The following is a 17230-nucleotide window of genomic DNA, read 5'->3' on the forward strand; positions in this document are numbered from 1 at the left end:
GTCACGACCGAACCCGCCGCGCGGGCGGTGCGCTGGGCGCGGTCGCCCTGGCGGTCCCCGCCGTCCTGCTCGGGCCGACCGGTGCTGTCGCTGCGGTGCCCGCGCCGGAGTCGGTGGTCGGCCTGGCCGTCGAGGTCGCCGCCGACGGCCACGGCCCCTTCACCCCCGGGGACGGTCCCGGCGCCGACCGGGGTCCCGCGAACGGCGTGGTCCGGACCCGTGACGCCGTGACCTACCGCGTCACCGTGAACGCCGGCGACGGCACCGCGCACCACGAGCGCTTCGTGCTCGACGCCCCGGCGGGCACGAGCTGGGCAGGCGTACCGCTCGCGTGCAGCGGCTCCGGGTCCGGGTCCGGGGTCGAGGGCCAGCGGCTCACCTGTGACCTCGGCGACGTCGCCTCCGGGCACGCCGTCGCCGTCCCCGCCGTGCTCGACGTCTCCGGTGACCTGCGGGACGGCGACCGGATCGCCGTGACCGGCACCGCCTCCGCGGACGACGCCGGACCGACCGCACCGGTCACCTCGGCGACGACCGTGGTGTCGGCAGCACCGCGGTACAACCTCAGCAAGGCCGTGGTCGGCTCGACCCTGCGCACCGACGTCCCCGGCCCGGACGGCAGCCCAGGGGTGCAGCTGATCTACCCGATGACCGTCGACTGGCAGTCCCCCGTCCCCGGACAGGGCCTGCTCGGCTTCGAACGGAGCACCGGCGCCATGCACTTCACCGACGACCTGTCCCGCCTGCTCGGTGACCGCCCCTCGCACGCGGTGCTGTGGAACGGCGGTCGACCCGCCTGCGGTCGGAACGGCGAGGACGGTGTGCGGTTCGGCGGCCTGCCGGGTGGCCGCGGCGGGGGCGACCGTGCCGTGGTCGACTCCGGCACCGTCACGTGCACGCAGGCGGAGCCGGGCGGGGACGTCGACGTGACGATCGACGGCGCCGTGACGGACGCCGCGCGGATGCCCGGGCGGAACATCGGCGGCGGTCCGATCAGCGGCGGCGCGAAGCCGTACGTCGTGAGCGGGTGGATCGCGCTGTGGATGCCCACGCCGTCCGCGCCGACGTCCGTCGAGTCGGTGAACACCTTCACGCCGCTGCAGACGACGTCCGTCGGCGGGACGCCGAACTTCCCGGGCGCCACGGAACCGACGGCTGACAACAGCGCGCGACGGAACCTCGTCGAGCTCGGACCGGGCACCGCGGGGAAGCGACTGTGGCGTCTCGGCAGCGACGGCACGAGCGTGGTCGCGGGATCGGCGAAGGACGGCGACCCCTGGGCCACAGCCGGCACGCGGCTCCGCAGCGACGTCACGATGTCGAACCCCGGGCTCGCACCCTTCCGCAACGCGGCCCTGTGCGACACGTTCGACCGTCGCACGCAGCACCTGACGGCGATCGACGGGCGGGCACCCGCCTGGACGAGCGGCTTCGCAGACGCCCACGTGCAGTACGCCGCCTACGACATGGTGTCGCCCGCCGCGGGACAGGTGCGCACGTGCGACGACGGCGACGGCCCCTGGTACGACGACCCGACGGACGTCCCGGGCGGAGCCGCCGCGGTCGGTGCGGTCCGCGTGACCGGTGACCTGGCCGGCGGGGCCTCCGCCGGGCTGTACTCCACCGTGACGACCGAGCGGGCTCCCGACGGCACCCGGGCGCGGGACTTCGGACACGCCCGCTTCGGAGACCACCAGCCCGGGTGGGTGCACGACCAGCAGGACCCCGAGCTCGCCGCCGGCGGGCTGGCCGACAGCGTGGTGCTCACCGAGGACCTGGTCCGTGTCGGCAAGGTGGTCGTCGACCCTGGACACGACGCCGCGGACACCCCCGACCGGACGAGTTCCGTCGTGCCCGGCAACACCGTCGACTACGCACTCCGCCCGACCCTGACCAACGGCTTCGCCGACGGACGTCCGACCACCGTCACGGTCCGCGACGTCCTGCCGGCGCACACGTCCTACGTCGAGGACAGCGCATCCGTGACGCCGGAGGTCGACACCGTGCAGGGCGACGACGGCCAGCAGCACCAGCGCCTGACCTGGACCCTGCACGACGTCGACCCCAACAGCCGCATCGCCCCGATCACCTACTCGGCGCGGGTCGACCGCTCAGCTCCAGGAGGGCGCATCACCAACACCGTGACCGTCGCGTCACCGGCCGACCGGTCGGACGGACGCTGGCGCACCGCCCAGCGCGGACTCGAGGTCGTGACCACCGGTGGTGTCGGGGTCGAGAAGCGCACACCGGCTCCGGTCGTCGTGACCGGCGACCACCCCGAGTGGGACCTCGACGTCACGAACACCGACGACACCCCGATCAGCGACCTCGACCTGATCGACGTGCTGCCGCACCGGGGTGACACACGGGGCTCGGACTTCCACGGCAGCGTCGGTCTCGCAGAGCCGGTCGCCACCGACACCGCCGGGGACGAGGTCGTGCGGTACACCGGCGCCGATCCCGCCGATGTCTCCCTGGACGGCGCAGACCCGAGCAACCAGCCAGGCGGAGCGACCCGCTGGTGCGCCGAGGACGAGTTCGGCGCGGACGGCTGCCCGGACGCACTCGCGCAGGTGACCGCGGTCCGGGTCGAACGGCGCACCCCGGTCGCGGCCGGTGACACGGTCACGCACCGGCTCACCCTCGCGACGAGCGGCGAGCAGGACGGCGACCGCTACATGAACCGCTTCGGGCTCAGGACGGCCGACCTGGCGCTGCCGGTGCAGTCCAACCCCTCGACCGTCCGCGTGGTCGCCGGGGCGATCGGTGACCGGGTGTGGGACGACCGGAACGACGATGGTCTGCAGGACGACGACGAGCCCGGTGTCGGCGGTGTGCCCGTCGCGCTCACCGGAACGGACGACCGCGGCGACGAGGTCGAACGCCGGACGACCACCGACGAGCAGGGCGGGTACCGGTTCGACGGGCTGCGGCCGGGCGACTACCGCGTGCACTTCACGGCGCCCGACGGCACGCACTTCACCGAGGAGCACGTCGGGGACGATCCGGCGCTCGACTCCGACGCCGGACCGGACGGCGAGACCGCGCCGGTCGCGATCGACCGGGTCTCGAGCGCGACCGGTGCACTCGAAGGGGTGCGCCGGGACACGACCGTCGACGCCGGACTGGTCGCAGCAGGTCCCGGGGACGGGGGCGACGACGGGGGCGATGACGGAGGCGACGGCGGGACGGACCCCGGACCCGGCGGTGACCCGGGCGGTCCGGGCAGTCCGGACGACGGTGCCGGCGGCAGCCCCGGAAGCGGAGGCGACACGTCGACGGGCAGTGGAGACGCACCTCACGCAGCGGCGGACGCCCCGACGGCCGAGCGACTCGCCTGGACGGGCACGACCATCGGCGCCGCAGTGGCCCTGGCTCTCGCGCTCCTCGTACCCGGGCTGACCCTGCTCGTGGGTCGTCGTCGGCCCCGGGATTCGTCCGACTGACATCGGTCGGACACCCCGTGCGGTGGGGTCGGGTCGCTGCCGGGCGGCCCGACCCCACCGTCCCGCGTCCGGCCCGCGTCCGGCCCGAGGTCGAGCGCAGTCTCGACAGGTCGGGACGGACCGGACGGCGCGGCCTCGTCGGTGCGGTCATGTCGGTGCGGCCACGTCGGTGCGGCCTCGTCGGTGCGGCCACGTCGGTGCGGCCACGTCGGTGCGGCCACGTCGGTGCGGTCACGTCGGTGCGGTCACGTCGGTGCGGTCACGTCGGTGCGGTCACGCGAGTGGGGCCTCGTCACGACGTTCGCGGCGGTGCGCTCACGTCACTGCGTGCACGTCGCGCGATCATGTCGGTGCGGCCACGTCGGTGCGGCCACGTCGGTGCGGCCACGTCGGTGCCCGTCGGTACCGTCGAGCTGTGCAGCACCCCCGGAAGACCGCGGCAAGCGCAGCGAACGCGGCGAGCGCGGAAGGTACCCCGAGCGCGGGAAGTGTCCCCGGCGCGGTGAGTGCAACGAACGCGGCCAGCGCAACGGGCGCACCGCCCCACGGCGTCGATCACGTCGTGGCCGCCTACGGAGATCGGGCGGACGAGTACGCCGAGGTCCTCGGATCGATGAGCGCCGTCCACGCCGAGGACCGGGCGCTCGTCGAGGCATGGGCGGAGGCGATACCCGGGCCGCTGCTCGACGTGGGGTGCGGCCCCGGACACTGGACCGCGCACCTCCACCGTCGCGGCCACCCGGTCACGGGCATCGAACCCGTCCCACGGTTCGTCGCACTCGCTCGTGCTGCTGCTCCCGGGGTCGACTTCCGAGCCGCGACGATGGAGTCGACCGGCCTGCCCGACGGCGGTGTCGGCGGTGTGCTCTCCTGGTACTCGCTCGTGCACCACGAACCGACCGAGGTACCGGCGGCGCTCGCCGAGGTCCACCGCATCCTCGCACCGGGCGGAGCGCTGCTCGTCGGGTTCTTCGAGGGCCCGACCCTCGAGTCGTTCGACCACGCGGTGACGACGGCGTACCGCTGGCCCGTCGAGCGGATGGTCGACGTGCTGCAGGACGCCCGCTTCACGGTCGACGTGGTGCACCGACGATCCGACCTCGGCGCACGACCCCACGCTGCCCTCATCGCGCACCGATCCTGATCACGGCTGCCAACCCGGCGTGACCAGCCCCGTCTCGTAGGCGAAGACCACGAGTTGGGCGCGGTCCCGGGCGCCGAGCTTGATCATGGCCCGCGAGACGTGGGTCTTCGTGGTCATCGGACTGACGAAGAGTCGCTCGGCGATCTCCGTGTTGGTGAGGCCGAGGGCGACGAGCTGCATCACCTGACGCTCGCGTTCGGTGAGCACGTCGAGCGCGGGGGCCAGTGCCGACGGCTTGGCGTGCGTCGCGTAGGCGGCGACCAGGGACCTGGTCGGCCCCGGCGACAGCAGGGACTCCCCCGCGCGCACGGTGCGGACCGCGCGGAGCAGTTCGGCGGGTTCGGTGTCCTTGACGAGGAACCCGGCCGCACCGCCGCGGATCGCCTCGAACACGTACGAGTCCTCCTCGAAGGTCGTCAGGATCACCACGTGCACGCCGTCGAGGTCCGGGTCTGCCGAGATGCGCTGCGTCGCGACGAGTCCGTCCGTCCCCGGCATGCGGATGTCCATCAGCACGACGTCGGGGCGTTCCCGTCGGACGATCGCAACGGCTTCGTCGCCGTCACCGGCCTCACCCACCACGGTCATGCCGGGTTCGGCGTCGACCAGTGCCCGCAACCCGGCGCGGATGAGCACCTGGTCATCCACGAGCACGACGCGGATCGGGTCATCGGTGCGGGTCACGGGCGCTCCTCGGTCTCGGCCAGACGGGACGGCGACGCAGCCGAAGCCGCAGCCGCAGCCGCGGGCGCGGGCGCGGCCGACGGCAGTCGAGCGGCGACGCGCCACCCCCGGTCGGGCGTCGGTCCGGCGGACAGGGTGCCGCCGACAGACGTCGCTCGCTCGCGCATCCCGATGATGCCGTTGCCCGACGGGCCGAGCAGCGGCGTCGGCCGGTCCGCGGTCGCGGTGCGGCCCGGGGATGGAGTGTCCTGCACCGTCAGCTCGAGGACGTCCGGCTCGACCCGCACGGCGATGCGCGCGCGGTGCTCGGGAGCGTGCTTCATCACGTTCGTCAGGGACTCCTGCACGATGCGGAACGCCGAGCGGTCGACGGTGCGGTCCAGCTGCGCGAGGTCCCCCTCGACGTCGGCCGTGACGTCCACCCCGGCTGCGCGTGCCCGTTCGACCAGGTCTGCCAGGCGGTCGAGCCCGGGCACGGGGTTGCGCTCCGGAGCGCCGGGAGGTGTCACCCCGCCGACGGATCCGCGGTCGGACGACGCATCCTGCAGCGACCCACCGCCGTGCGACCCGCTCTCCGGGCCGCCCGACTCGCCGGTGTCGACGTCTCCGGGTCCGTCGACCGACCGCAGGACCCCGAGGATCGTCCGCAGCTCGACCAGGGCCTCGCGGCTGGTGTCACGGATGTCGGCGAGCGCGCTGCGCGTCTGCTCGGGGAGCTCGGACCCCAGGTGGAGCGCCACGCCCGCCTGCAGGTTGATGAGCGACATGCTGTGCGCGACGGAGTCGTGGAGTTCACGGGCGATGCGGACGCGCTCGTCCCGCGCACGGTCCCGCTCCGCAGCCGCACGTCGGCGACGACGTTCCGCAACGCGCTCGAGTCGCACCCGGACGAGCTCTGCGACGGCCAGCGTCACCACGGCCCACGCCACGGCGAGGAACACCGCGTCGAGGTCCCGCGCGGGTGTCCGTCCGAGGAACTCGTCGGCGGTCGGCAGCACGGCGACCGCCACCCCGAGCGCGATCCCCGTGGTGGTGCGGCGCCCACGGAGCCAGGCGTTCACCGCGGCCATCGTCAGCGCGGCCACGAACGGTCCCCGCGGGCTGACCAGCAGGGCGTAGCCGATCGTCGTCGCGAGGGTGACCAGCAGGACGGCCGTCGGCCACCGCCACCGCCAGGGGAGGACGAGCACCCCGGCGACGAGCAGCACGATCGCGAGCGGCCCCGGGACCGCCGGGTCCGCGACCGAGGACCCGAGGACGTGGGACGCCCACGGCGGGCCGCCGCGAGGGCCGACGGTGGAACCGTCGGCCGGACCGCTCGGGAAGCGCGCCACCAGCAACGTCCCCGCGACCTGCACGAGTGCGACCGGCAGCACTCGACCGACCCGGGCGAAGCGGCGGACGCCATCCCGCTCGTCGTCGGTCGCCTCGGCGGAGGCGGTGTGAGTCCGGTGCATGAGTCCGAGCCTAGGGTCGGCCGGACACCACGGCATCGGGCCGTGGCAGGAGCTGTGGACTACTCCCCGGGGAGTAGCCGGATGTGCAGGAAGGACGGCACTACGGCTGCGGGAGCAGGCGGGAGTGGGCCCTCGTGGCGGACGCGGGACGAGCCTCCAGGCCGGACGCTTGGAACGTCGCCCGACCGGGCGGCACGACCCGCACAGGAGGCAACCGTGCACACCGCTCTCTCGACCATCGCCGCCGTCGGCCCGTACGGGCACGGCGGGCCGCCCTTCTTCCTGTTCCCGGCGTTCCTCCTGCTCGTGCTGCTGGCCGTCGCCGTCGTGTTCGGCGTCCTGCGCCGCGGCGGCTGGCGCGCGCGGTCCGACGCCAGGGCGGTCCTCGCCGACCGGTTCGCGCGCGGCGACATCGACGCGGACGAGTACCGTTCGCGGCTCGCGGAGCTCAGCCGGAAGTGACCGACAGCGCCGACGTGATCGTCGCCACGGTGTCGTCGACCGATCCCTCGATCGACACGGCGACGGCGGTCTCGTCGGGCTGCGGCCGCTCGAGGGTGGCGAACTGCGAGTCGAGCAGCGATGACGGCATGTACTCGTGGTGACGGTGCGACTGGCGCTCGGCGATCAGGTCGAACGACCCGTCGAGGAACGCGATGACCAGGTCGGGCGCCGAACTGCGGAGCCGGTCGCGGTAGACCCGCTTGAGCGCGGAGTTCGCCATCACGCACCGGTGCCCGGACGCCTGCACATCGGCGATGCGCGCCGCGCAGGCGTCCAGCCAGGGCCAGCGGTCCTCGTCCGTCAGCGGCGTGCCCTGCCGCATCTTCTCCTTGTTGGCGGCCGGGTGCAGGTCGTCGGCGTCCACGAACGTGCTCGGCTGGCCCTGCTCGGCGAGCGCGTCGGCGAGCGCCTGGCCGATCGTGGACTTGCCCGAGCCGGAGACACCCATCACGAGCACGGGCGGGAGGACGTCGTGGTCGGTCATCCCTCCACAGTACGGGTCGTCCGCTTCCCGTCCCCAGTTGCCGGCACACCCGTGCCGGCCCAAGGTGTCGGTCGTACCGTGGGCCGCGACACGTCAGGACGAAGGAGACTCAGGTGGCGGACAACGAACAGCACGACGGCGGCACGGCGAACATCGGTGTCGTCGGTCTGGCGGTGATGGGCTCGAACCTGGCCCGCAACCTCGCATCGCGCGAGGGCAACACGGTCGCGGTCTACAACCGCACCTACGCACGGACCCAGGAGCTCATGGACGAGCACGGTGACATGGGGTTCATCGCGTCGGAGGACATCGACGGCTTCGTCGCCTCGCTGTCGAAGCCGCGTACCGCGATCATCATGGTGCAGGCCGGCAAGGGTACCGACGCCGTCATCGAGCAGCTCGCCGACCGGTTCGAGGAAGGCGACATCATCGTCGACGGCGGCAACGCGAACTTCCACGACACCATCCGCCGCGAGCACGACCTGCGCGAGAAGGGTCTCAACTTCGTCGGCACCGGCATCTCGGGTGGCGAGGAGGGCGCGCTGAAGGGCCCGTCGATCATGCCCGGCGGTTCGGACGAGGCGTGGGAGACCCTCGGACCGATCCTGAAGTCGATCGCCGCGGTGGCGGAGGGCGAGCCGTGCGTGACGCACATCGGCACCGACGGTGCCGGCCACTTCGTCAAGATGGTGCACAACGGCATCGAGTACGCCGACATGCAGCTCATCGCCGAGTCCTACGACCTGCTCCGTCGCGCCGGCGGGCACTCGGTCGACGAGCTCGTGCAGATCTACGAGAAGTGGAACGAGGGCGACCTCGAGTCGTACCTGATCGAGATCACCGGCGAGGTCCTCAAGCAGCAGGACGCCGAAACCGGCAAGCCGCTCGTCGACGTCATCCGTGACGAGGCCGGCTCCAAGGGCACCGGCGTGTGGACCGTGCAGAACGCGGTCGGCCTCGGGATCCCCGTCTCCGGCATCGGCGAGGCGGTCTTCGCCCGCGCGGTGTCCTCGAAGCCCACGCAGCGCGCCGCCGTGCAGCGCTCGGTCACGGGCCGTCCGGACGTCGTCGACGTGCCCGACACCTTCGAGGACGACGTCCGCGCGGCGCTGTACGCGTCGAAGGTCGTCGCGTACGCGCAGGGCTTCGACCTCATCATCGCCGGGGCGAAGGAGTACGACTGGGACATCGACCTGGGCGACATCGCGAAGATCTGGCGCGGCGGCTGCATCATCCGCGCCCAGTTCCTCAACCGCATCGTCGAGGCCTACGACAAGAACCCCTCGCTCGAGAGCCTGCTGGTCGACCCGTACTTCGCCGACGCCGTCGCCGAGGGCGAAGCGGCCTGGCGACGCATCGTCGGGATCGCCGCGGCGTCGGGCATCCCCGCCCCGGGGTTCTCGTCCGCGCTCGCGTACTTCGACTCGCTCGCCTCGGACCGCCTGCCGGCGGCGCTCATCCAGGGCCAGCGCGACTTCTTCGGCGCGCACACCTACCAGCGCGTCGACAAGGACGGCACCTTCCACACGCTGTGGTCGGAGGACGGCCGCCGCGAGGTCGAGCAGGAACCCTCCACGCACTGACCCGAACACGCACTGACCCGAACACGCACTGACCCGACCACACAGCAGGCCCCGTCGGTCGACGGGGCCTGCTGCGTACCCGGTGGTCGCCCCCACCCGCGCTCCCGCTGGCGGACGTCCGCCGCGGGTCAGGCGACGATGCGCTCCCGCGCCAGGTCCGCGACGAGCCGCTCGAGCCGAGGGCCCCGTCCGAGCAGTCGACGGGACCCGGCAGCCGAGCGGACGAAGAAGGTGGCGACTGCGGCGGTGTCGTCCGGGCGGACGTAGTGCACGGCCACGGCGCTGGCGTTCCGCTCCCCCAGGACGTCCTCGATACCGATGTGCACCATCCGACTCCAGCGGATCACGAGCAGCCGGGTCGCCCGGCGCTCCTCGAGTTCCCACAGTGACGCCTCGGTCGCTCCGAACGCCCAGGTCACACGCTCGCCCAGGACCGCCTCTGGCCGGGCACGCTGTACGTCCTGGCGCAGCTCCGGTGTCGGCGCTGCCGGGACCAGCCAGACGGTCGGGTCGATGCGACGGATCGCGAGCGCGAGCGCCTCGTCCGCACGACGACGCCGGATCGCCCGGGCGCGAACGACGGCGACGACGACGCCCGCCACCCCGACGGTGATCGCGACGAGCTCGGCGATGCCGAAGAACGTCAGGTCGGTCTGCGGCGCCGTCGAGACCACGACGATCCGACCGACCAGGAGCGCGGTCCAGACACCGACGATGCTCCAGCGCAGGACCGCGAAGCGCCGTTCGACCGTCCAAGCGGTTCGCGACCGCCGCGCGCGCCCGCGGCGGGGCACGCGGTCTGGTCGGTCCAACACGCTCCCGATCCTCGCACGGGTCCGGTCGGCCGCGCTGTCCGTGAGCAGTGAACGGTCGACGAACCCGTCGGGATGACGATCCCTGCACAGCCCCGGCGCGGACGCCCGTCGTCCACGAGCAGGCGGTTGTCAGCCCCTCCGCGGTCAGGTCGACCTACGCTGCACGGGTGAGCACGACAGCGACACCGACCGCCGAGCAGGCACCGACTCCGACACGGATCCGGCGTCCGGCCCTGCTCGCGGCCGTGTGCGGTGTGATCGCGATCGCCGCGTTCCTGGCGGTCGCCGAGTTCGGTGCGCTGCTGCTCGGCGGGGCGGGCAGTCCGCTCGTGGCCGTCGGTTCCGCCGTGATCGACCTCGCTCCCCCGGCAGCGAAGGACGTGATGGTCGGGCTGTTCGGCACCGGGGACAAGATCGCCCTCTTCGTGCTGATGGCCGTCATCACGGCAGCGGTCAGCGCGGGTGCGGGCGTGCTCGAGCGCGCCCGGCCGCCGTTCGGGGCGCTCGTCCTCGCGGCCGGTGCGGTCCTCGCGCTCGTCGCCGTGACCACCCGCTCGGGCAGCGGCACCTGGGACGGCGCCCCGACGGTGCTCGGCGTCGCCGCAGCGATCGTCGTGCTCCGCGTGCTCCTGCGTCGACTCCGCCGGTGGGAGGCCGCGGCCGCCGTACCGTCGGCCTCACCGCGCCCCGCGGCGACCGAGCGACGCGCCTTCCTGGTGTGGAGCGCGACGGCCGCCGCGGCGGCGATCGTCCTCGGCGGCGCGTCGCGAGCCGGAACGGCGGCGATGCAGGCTGCGGCGGCCGCACGACGCGCTGTCCGGCTCCCCCGCGCCGCGACGACCGCTCCGGCCGTCCCCTCCGGCGCGTCGCTCGACGTCGACGGGATCACGCCCTACGTCACCCCGAACACCGACTTCTACCGCATCGACACGGCGCTCCGGGTCCCGTCGATCGATCCGGCCGACTGGACGCTCCGCATCCACGGCGCCGTCGACCGCGAGGTCGAGCTGACCTGGGACGAGCTCCTCGCGCTTCCCCTGCAGGAGCACATGGCCACGCTCAGCTGTGTGTCGAACGAGGTCGGCGGCGACCTCATCGGCAACGCGCTGTGGCTGGGCTACCCGATCCGGGAACTGCTCGCCCGAGCGGGGGTGCAGGACGGCGCCGACATGGTGCTCTCGCGCAGCATCGACGGGTTCTCCGCGGGGACACCGCTCGACGTGCTGCAGGACGAGGGCACGGCCGCGCTGCTGGCGATCGGGATGAACGGGGAGCCGCTCCCCGCCGAGCACGGTTTCCCGGTGCGGATGGTGGTCCCCGGACTCTTCGGCTACGTCTCCGCGACGAAGTGGGTCACCGAGCTCGAGGTCACTCGCTTCGCCGACGCCCAGGGGTACTGGACCCCACGGGGCTGGTCGGAACGCGGACCGGTGAAGCTCGAGTCACGCATCGACACTCCTCGGGGCGGCACCTCGCTGACCGCCGGACAGCAGGTCGCCGTCGCCGGCGTCGCGTGGCAGCCGCACACCGGGGTGAAGGCGGTGCAGGTGCGCTTCGACGACGGCGAGTGGCAGGACGCAGAGCTCGCGGACTCCGTCTCGGCAGACACCTGGCGGCAGTGGGTGCTCCGCTGGACGCCGGAGGCGGGCTCGCACACCATCCGGGTCCGGGCGGTCAGCGCCGACGGCCAGGTGCAGACGAGCGTGGAGCGGCAGCCGGCCCCGAACGGCGCCACCGGATGGCACACGGTGCAGGTCAGCGCCGGCTGACCGGGCCATCGCCGTTGCGGCCGCCGTCGCCGCTGCCACCACCGCCGACACCGCTCGCGTCACCGTCGCCCCACCCGCCGGTCGCGGACGTCGCGAGGGCCGTGTCGAGGTCCATGCCCGGTCCGTCCTCGTGCCGGCGGACGAAGCCGTGCTGTTCGGAGAAGGTGGCTCGGCCCCGCGCTGCGAAGAGCTGCACGTCCTCGACACCGCGTCGTCGCGCCTCGGCGACGAGCCGGGCGAGGACCTCGCCGCCGACGCCCTTCCCGCGGACGCCCTCCGACACGATCATCTCGGTGACGAAGGCGTGCAGGGCGCCGTCGCTGATGAGACGCTCGATCCCGACCAGACGACCCACCTCGTCCCGCGCGCTGCACACCACCCAGCTGCCCGCCAGGGCCCGGTCGAACCGCTCGAGGTCCCACGCACCCCACCCGGTCTCGTCGTACAGGGCCCGGAACTCCGCTGCGGTCGGTGGTGTGGACGAGTACTGCACGCCGAGACGGTACCGCGGCGCGGGCGTCAGACGGGCAGCTCCGCGACGATGCACGTGCCGTCGACCTGTGCGTCGGACTCGATCGTCACGATGAAGCCGGCACCCTCGAACACCGCCGCCGACACCGGCGCCTGGTCGGACGACACCTCGATGACGACCGCGCCGCCCGGCCGGAGCCACTCCCCCGCTCCCGCCGCCACCCGTCGGTGCACGTCGAGCCCGTCGGGCCCGCCGTCCAGTGCGACGAGCCGCTCGTGCTCCCGCGCCTCGGCCGGCATGGTCGACAGTGCCCCGGACGGCACGTACGGCGCGTTCACCGCGACGACGTCGACGGCTCCGCGGAGGCGCTCCGGCAACGGCGCGAACAGGTCGCCCAGGACGACGATCCCCCGGTCACCGATGTTCTCCGCGGCGACGTCCACCGCATCCGGGTCGACGTCCGCTGCGACCAGGTCAAGCGCGCCGACGCGGCCGAGCAGCGCGACCGAGATCGCGCCGACCCCACAGCACAGGTCGACGACCCGGTCGTAGCGGTGCAGCCGCCGCGCGGCCTGCTCCACGACGACCGTGGTCCGGGTCCGTGGCACGAACACGCCCGGTGCGACCCGCACACGGTGCCCGTCGAAGGCTGCCCAGCCGAGCACGACCTCGAGCGGCTCGCCGCCGAGCCGTCGCTGCACGAGCCCGCGCAGCTTCACGGGGTCGCCGTCACCGGCCTCGAGCAGCAGGTCCGCTTCGTCCTCGGCGAAGACGCTGCCCGCCGACCGGAGTCGAGCGGCCAGTGCGGCTCGGGCCGGATGGACGCCAGGCACGGCTCAGCGCACCGGACGGGTCACGGTGCGCACGTGGCCGGTCCGGCTACGCGGCACCGTCGAACATCGACGTCACGGAACCGTCGTCGAAGACCTCGTGGATCGCGCGCGCGATGAGCGGTGCGATCGGCAGGACCTCGAGACGGTCCCACCGCTTGTCCTCGGGCAGCGGCAGGGTGTCGGTGACGACGACGCGGTCGATGAACTCGCTCTGCAGCAGCTCGGTCGCCGGGTCGGAGAACACGGCGTGGGTGGCCGCGACGACGACGCCGGTCGCGCCGTTCGCCTTGAGGGCCTCGGCCGCCTTGGCGATGGTGCGGCCGGTGTCGATGAGGTCGTCGACGAGCAGGCAGACGCGACCGGAGACGTCGCCGACGATCTCGTGCACGGACACCTGGTTCGGCACGAGCGGGTCACGGCGCTTGTGGATGATCGCCAGCGGAGCGCCGAGCTTCTCGGACCAGATGTCGGCGACCCGCACGCGGCCCATGTCGGGCGACACGACGGTCAGGGTCGCCGGGTCGAGGATCTGCTGGAAGCGCTCGAGCAGGACGGGCATCGCGAACAGGTGGTCGACCGGGCCGTCGAAGAAGCCCTGGATCTGTGCGGCGTGCAGGTCGACGCTCATGATGCGGTGAGCGCCGGCGGCCTTGAACAGGTCGGCGACGAGCCGGGCCGAGATCGGCTCGCGGCCGCGGCCCTTCTTGTCCTGGCGGGCGTAGGGGTAGAAGGGCGCGACGACGGTGATGCGCTTCGCCGACGCGCGCTTGAGGGCGTCGACCATGATGAGCTGCTCCATGAGCCACTCGTTGATCGGCGCGGTGTGCGACTGGATGACGAACGCGTCGCAGCCGCGGACCGACTCGTCGAAGCGGGCGTAGAGCTCACCGTTCGCGAAGGTCCTGGCGTCGGTGGGGACGAGATCGACCCCGAGCTCCTCGGCGATCTGCGCCGAGAGCTCCGGGTGTGCCCGGCCGGACACGAGGACGAGTCGTTTCTGGCCCGTGGTCTTGATTCCGGACAAGTGCGGTGCTCACTCCCTGACCCGCTCGGGGTCGTCTCGATCGACCCGACCGCCGTCAGATCTGTTCGCCGTGCGCGCGCCGAGCCGCCTCGGCCGCCGGCGAACCGGGTCGGTGTTCCTCGACCCATCCGTCGGTGTTGCGCTGCGGGGCGTAGCTGATCGCCAGCGACCCGGCCGGTACGTCCTTGCGGACGGTCGTACCCGCGCCGGTGTACGCCCCGTCACCAATCCTAACCGGGGCGACGAAGACGTTGTGCGAGCCGGTGCGGACGTGCGACCCGACCTCGGTGCGGTGCTTGTGCACGCCGTCGTAGTTCGCCGTGATCGTGTTGGCCCCGATGTTCGAGTCCTCGCCGACCTCGGCGTCGCCGATGTACGACAGGTGCGGGACCTTGCTGCCGCGGCCGATCACCGCGTTCTTCGTCTCGACGAAGGTGCCGATCTTGCCCCGCTCGCCCAGGACCGTGCCCGGTCGCAGGTAGGCGAAGGGTCCGACCGTGGCACCGTCCCCGACGACCGCCAGGGTGGCGTCCACCCGGTTCACGACCGCGCCGGCACCGACCTCGGTGTCCCGGAGCGTGGTGTCCGGTCCGACCACCGCGCCCGCGGCGATGGCCGTCGCCCCGACGAGCTGCGTGCCGGGCAGGATCTCCGCGTCGGGCTCGATCGTGACGTCCACGTCGATCCAGGTGGTCGCCGGGTCCTGCACGGTGACGCCGGCGACCTGGTGCCGACGGACGATGCGGGCGTTGAGCTCCCGCGCGGCGTCGGCGAGCTGGGCGCGGTCGTTGATGCCGGCGACGAGCCAGGGGTCGGTCAGCGTGACGACGTCCACCGCTCCCCCGCGTTCCATGACGAGCGCCGGGACGTCGGTCACGTACTTCTCCGCCTGCGCGTTGGCGGTGGTGAGCGAGGGCAGCACCGCGCGGAGGTGGGTCACGTCGAAGGCGTAGATGCCGGCGTTGTACTCGGTGATCGTGCGCTGCTCGTCGGTGGCGTCCTTGTGCTCGACGATCTCGACGAACGCGCCGGATGCGTCGCGGACGATGCGGCCGAGGCCGGTCGGGTCGTCGGCGATCGCGCTCACGAGCGTGACCGCCTTGCCGGCGTGCGCGTCCACGAGCGCCCGGACCGAGACCGCATCGAGCAGCGGGACGTCACCGGAGAGCACGACCACGGTGCCGTCGAAGTCCGCCGGCAGCGCCTGCACGGCGACCTCGACGGCACGCCCGGTGCCGGGGACCTCGTCCTGGTCGACCACGATCGCGTCGGGGGCGCGCTCGGCGACCTCGGCCGCGACACGATCGCGCTCGTGCCGCACGACGACGGCGACGTGCTCCGGCTCGATCGAGGACGCCGTGCCCAGCACGTGCGCCAGCAGGGGCAGGCCGGCGAGGCGGTGCAGCACCTTCGGCGTGGACGACTTCATGCGCGTGCCCTGCCCGGCGGCGAGGACGACGACGGCGATCCGCTGGTCGGTCATGCACCCATCCTGGCGCATGCGGGCCGACCGGGCGCTCCGCGCACTCCGGGCGCGCGGACCCGGAGCTCCCCGGCCGCTCCGACCGGAGCACTACGCGCGTGCGGGCTCCCGCTGCACGAACGCCATGAGCACGAGCCCCGCGACGAGCACCACGACCACACCGATGATCCCGAACCGCGTCGACCCGCCGATCGTCACCGCGATGCCGAACAGCGCCGGCGCCAGGAACGACGCTGCCCGCCCCGTCGTCGCGTACAGGCCGAAGAGCTCGCCCTCGCGCCCCGGGGTGGCGAGCCGCGCCAGGTACGCCCTGGACGACGACTGCACGGGCCCGACGAAGATCGCGAGCGTGAGGCCGAGCACCCAGAACCCGGCCGTGGCGTTCCCGATGAGGAACACCCCGATGCCGGTGAGCGCGAGCCCGACGAGCGACACGGTGATGACCGCCCGCGAGCCGAACCGGTCGTCGAGTCGCCCGGACGCGAAGGTCGCGACGCCGGCCACGACGTTCGCCGCGATTGCGAAGAGGATCACCTGCGACGGGCTGAACCCGAAGACCTGCGCGGCGACGATGCCGCCGAAGGTGAACACCGCGCCGACGCCGTCGCGGAACACGGCGCTCGCGAGCAGGAAGACCAGGACGTTCCGACGCTCGCGCCAGAGCCGGGCGACGTGCCGGCCGAGGTCGCGGTAGGCGCCGAGCAGCCCGCCGGTGCGGGAACGGTCCGGCGCTGCCTCGGGCACGGTCAGGAAGAGCGGGACCGAGCTGACCGCGAGCCACACCGCGGCGATGCCGATCGCGACCCGGACGTCCCACGACCCGTCCGCGACGGTCGACGGCAGCTGCAGGAGTCCGGCGACCCCCGGGGAACCGAAGTCCTGGATGCAGAGCAGGAGCAGGACGACGAGCAGCACGATCCCGCCGAAGTACCCGGCCGCCCACCCGACCGCCGACACCCGCCCGGTCTGCGGCCCGGACGCCACCTGGCCGAGCATCGCGTTGTAGCCGACGGTGGCGACCTCGTACGCGACGGTCCCGATGCCGAGGAGCGCCGCGCCGAGCACCAGGTACGGCTGCTGCGGCGCGACGAACACCATCGCCCCGATCGACAGGGCGACGCCGATCGTGCCGATGAGCACCGACCGACGGCGGTGGCCGGAGGAGTCCGCGAGCCGGCCCACCGCGGGCGCGACGAGCGCGACGACGATCCCGGCGAACGTCAACGCCGTCGAGACGGTCGCCGCGTTGTGCGCGAGCTCCCGCTCGACCGCCTGCGCCGCGGCCGACGACGAGTCCTCGGCCGCGACGAGCCGTGGGTCGACGAACGCACGGCTCGCCAGGTACGTGCTGAAGACGAACGTGGTGACGACCGCGGTGAACGCCGAGGACCCCCAGTCCCAGAGCGCCCAGGACACGAGTGCCCGCCGGTCGGTGCGCTGCGGCACTGCCGCCGCCGGTGTCGCGGTCATGGCCGAACCGTAGCGCGTCCCGGTGACCGGGCGGTGGCGCCGTCCCGTCCCGTGCTCGCTGC

The 17230-nt window shown here is 73.1% G+C and carries 14 protein-coding genes; 5 read left to right on the forward strand and 9 right to left on the reverse strand.

Annotated elements, in window-relative coordinates; all coding sequences use genetic code 11:
• Nucleotides 1–95 precede the first annotated feature (95 nt).
• Nucleotides 96–3446 carry an SdrD B-like domain-containing protein gene (locus tag QUG98_RS02030; protein WP_289468962.1) on the forward strand — a complete coding sequence of 1117 codons (3351 nt, stop codon included), beginning with the start codon at nucleotides 96–98 and terminating at the stop codon, nucleotides 3444–3446.
• A 562-nt stretch (nucleotides 3447–4008) separates the two neighbouring features.
• Complete coding sequence (locus QUG98_RS02035; protein WP_289468963.1) at nucleotides 4009–4590, forward strand: class I SAM-dependent methyltransferase; 582 nt, start codon at nucleotides 4009–4011, stop codon at nucleotides 4588–4590.
• On the opposite strand, the gene QUG98_RS02040 is transcribed toward QUG98_RS02035, so the two are convergent.
• A complete protein-coding gene (locus QUG98_RS02040; protein ID WP_289468964.1) occupies nucleotides 4591–5274 on the reverse strand; it encodes a response regulator in 684 nt (227 codons plus the stop codon).
• The gene (locus tag QUG98_RS02045) at nucleotides 5271–6731 is read right to left on the reverse strand and encodes a sensor histidine kinase (protein ID WP_289468965.1); all 1461 of its coding nucleotides are present in this window, start codon (nucleotides 6729–6731) and stop codon (nucleotides 5271–5273) included. The genes QUG98_RS02040 and QUG98_RS02045 overlap by 4 nt, the downstream gene beginning before the upstream one ends.
• A gap of 216 nt (nucleotides 6732–6947) precedes the next feature.
• Between QUG98_RS02045 and QUG98_RS02050 the strand changes: the two genes are divergently transcribed.
• Nucleotides 6948–7193: an SHOCT domain-containing protein gene (locus QUG98_RS02050; protein WP_289468966.1), complete on the forward strand. Its 246-nt coding sequence runs from the start codon at nucleotides 6948–6950 to the stop codon at nucleotides 7191–7193.
• Here the strand turns inward: QUG98_RS02050 and QUG98_RS02055 are convergent.
• Entirely contained in the window at nucleotides 7180–7719 is a 540-nt protein-coding gene (locus QUG98_RS02055; RefSeq protein ID WP_289468967.1) for a gluconokinase, read from the reverse strand. The genes QUG98_RS02050 and QUG98_RS02055 overlap by 14 nt on opposite strands.
• 113 nt (nucleotides 7720–7832) lie before the next feature.
• On the opposite strand from QUG98_RS02055, the gene gnd reads away from it, so the two are divergent.
• Nucleotides 7833–9302, forward strand: coding sequence for an NADP-dependent phosphogluconate dehydrogenase (gene gnd, locus QUG98_RS02060; RefSeq protein WP_289468968.1), 1470 nt, complete (start codon nucleotides 7833–7835; stop codon nucleotides 9300–9302).
• 128 nt (nucleotides 9303–9430) lie between these two features.
• Here the strand turns inward: gnd and QUG98_RS02065 are convergent, their stop codons facing one another.
• Nucleotides 9431–10117, reverse strand: coding sequence for a hypothetical protein (locus QUG98_RS02065; protein ID WP_289468969.1), 687 nt, complete (start codon nucleotides 10115–10117; stop codon nucleotides 9431–9433).
• A gap of 167 nt (nucleotides 10118–10284) precedes the next feature.
• On the opposite strand from QUG98_RS02065, the gene QUG98_RS02070 reads away from it, so the two are divergent.
• Entirely contained in the window at nucleotides 10285–11886 is a 1602-nt protein-coding gene (locus QUG98_RS02070; protein WP_289468970.1) for a molybdopterin-dependent oxidoreductase, read from the forward strand.
• Here the strand turns inward: QUG98_RS02070 and QUG98_RS02075 are convergent.
• The 5 genes from QUG98_RS02075 to QUG98_RS02095 all read right to left on the reverse strand — a co-directional run bounded on the left by QUG98_RS02075 (nucleotide 11873) and on the right by QUG98_RS02095 (nucleotide 17168).
• Complete coding sequence (locus QUG98_RS02075) at nucleotides 11873–12379, reverse strand: GNAT family N-acetyltransferase (RefSeq protein ID WP_289468971.1); 507 nt, start codon at nucleotides 12377–12379, stop codon at nucleotides 11873–11875. The two genes, QUG98_RS02070 and QUG98_RS02075, sit on opposite strands and share 14 nt — an antisense overlap.
• A gap of 26 nt (nucleotides 12380–12405) precedes the next feature.
• Entirely contained in the window at nucleotides 12406–13191 is a 786-nt protein-coding gene (locus tag QUG98_RS02080; protein ID WP_289468972.1) for a putative protein N(5)-glutamine methyltransferase, read from the reverse strand.
• 46 nt (nucleotides 13192–13237) lie between these two features.
• A complete protein-coding gene (locus QUG98_RS02085; protein WP_137766617.1) occupies nucleotides 13238–14215 on the reverse strand; it encodes a ribose-phosphate diphosphokinase in 978 nt (325 codons plus the stop codon).
• Nucleotides 14216–14270: 55 nt separating this feature from the next.
• A complete protein-coding gene (gene glmU, locus QUG98_RS02090; RefSeq protein ID WP_289468973.1) occupies nucleotides 14271–15698 on the reverse strand; it encodes a bifunctional UDP-N-acetylglucosamine diphosphorylase/glucosamine-1-phosphate N-acetyltransferase GlmU in 1428 nt (475 codons plus the stop codon).
• 90 nt (nucleotides 15699–15788) lie between these two features.
• Nucleotides 15789–17168 (reverse strand): MFS transporter, encoded by a 1380-nt coding sequence (locus QUG98_RS02095; protein ID WP_289468974.1) that lies wholly within the window; start codon nucleotides 17166–17168, stop codon nucleotides 15789–15791.
• Nucleotides 17169–17230: the final 62 nt, after the last annotated feature.

This window comes from Curtobacterium subtropicum, from assembly GCF_030362975.1.
In the GTDB taxonomy this organism is placed as follows: domain Bacteria; phylum Actinomycetota; class Actinomycetes; order Actinomycetales; family Microbacteriaceae; genus Curtobacterium; species Curtobacterium subtropicum.

Bases quoted from the DNA above. Each gene is read 5' to 3' on its own strand.
- QUG98_RS02045 (WP_289468965.1), bottom strand. From the start codon at position 6,731: ATGCACCGGACTCACACCGCCTCCGCCGAGGCGACCGACGACGAGCGG.
- QUG98_RS02055 (WP_289468967.1), bottom strand. From the start codon at position 7,719: ATGACCGACCACGACGTCCTCCCGCCCGTGCTCGTGATGGGTGTCTCC.
- glmU (WP_289468973.1), bottom strand. From the start codon at position 15,698: ATGACCGACCAGCGGATCGCCGTCGTCGTCCTCGCCGCCGGGCAGGGC.
- QUG98_RS02095 (WP_289468974.1), bottom strand. From the start codon at position 17,168: ATGACCGCGACACCGGCGGCGGCAGTGCCGCAGCGCACCGACCGGCGG.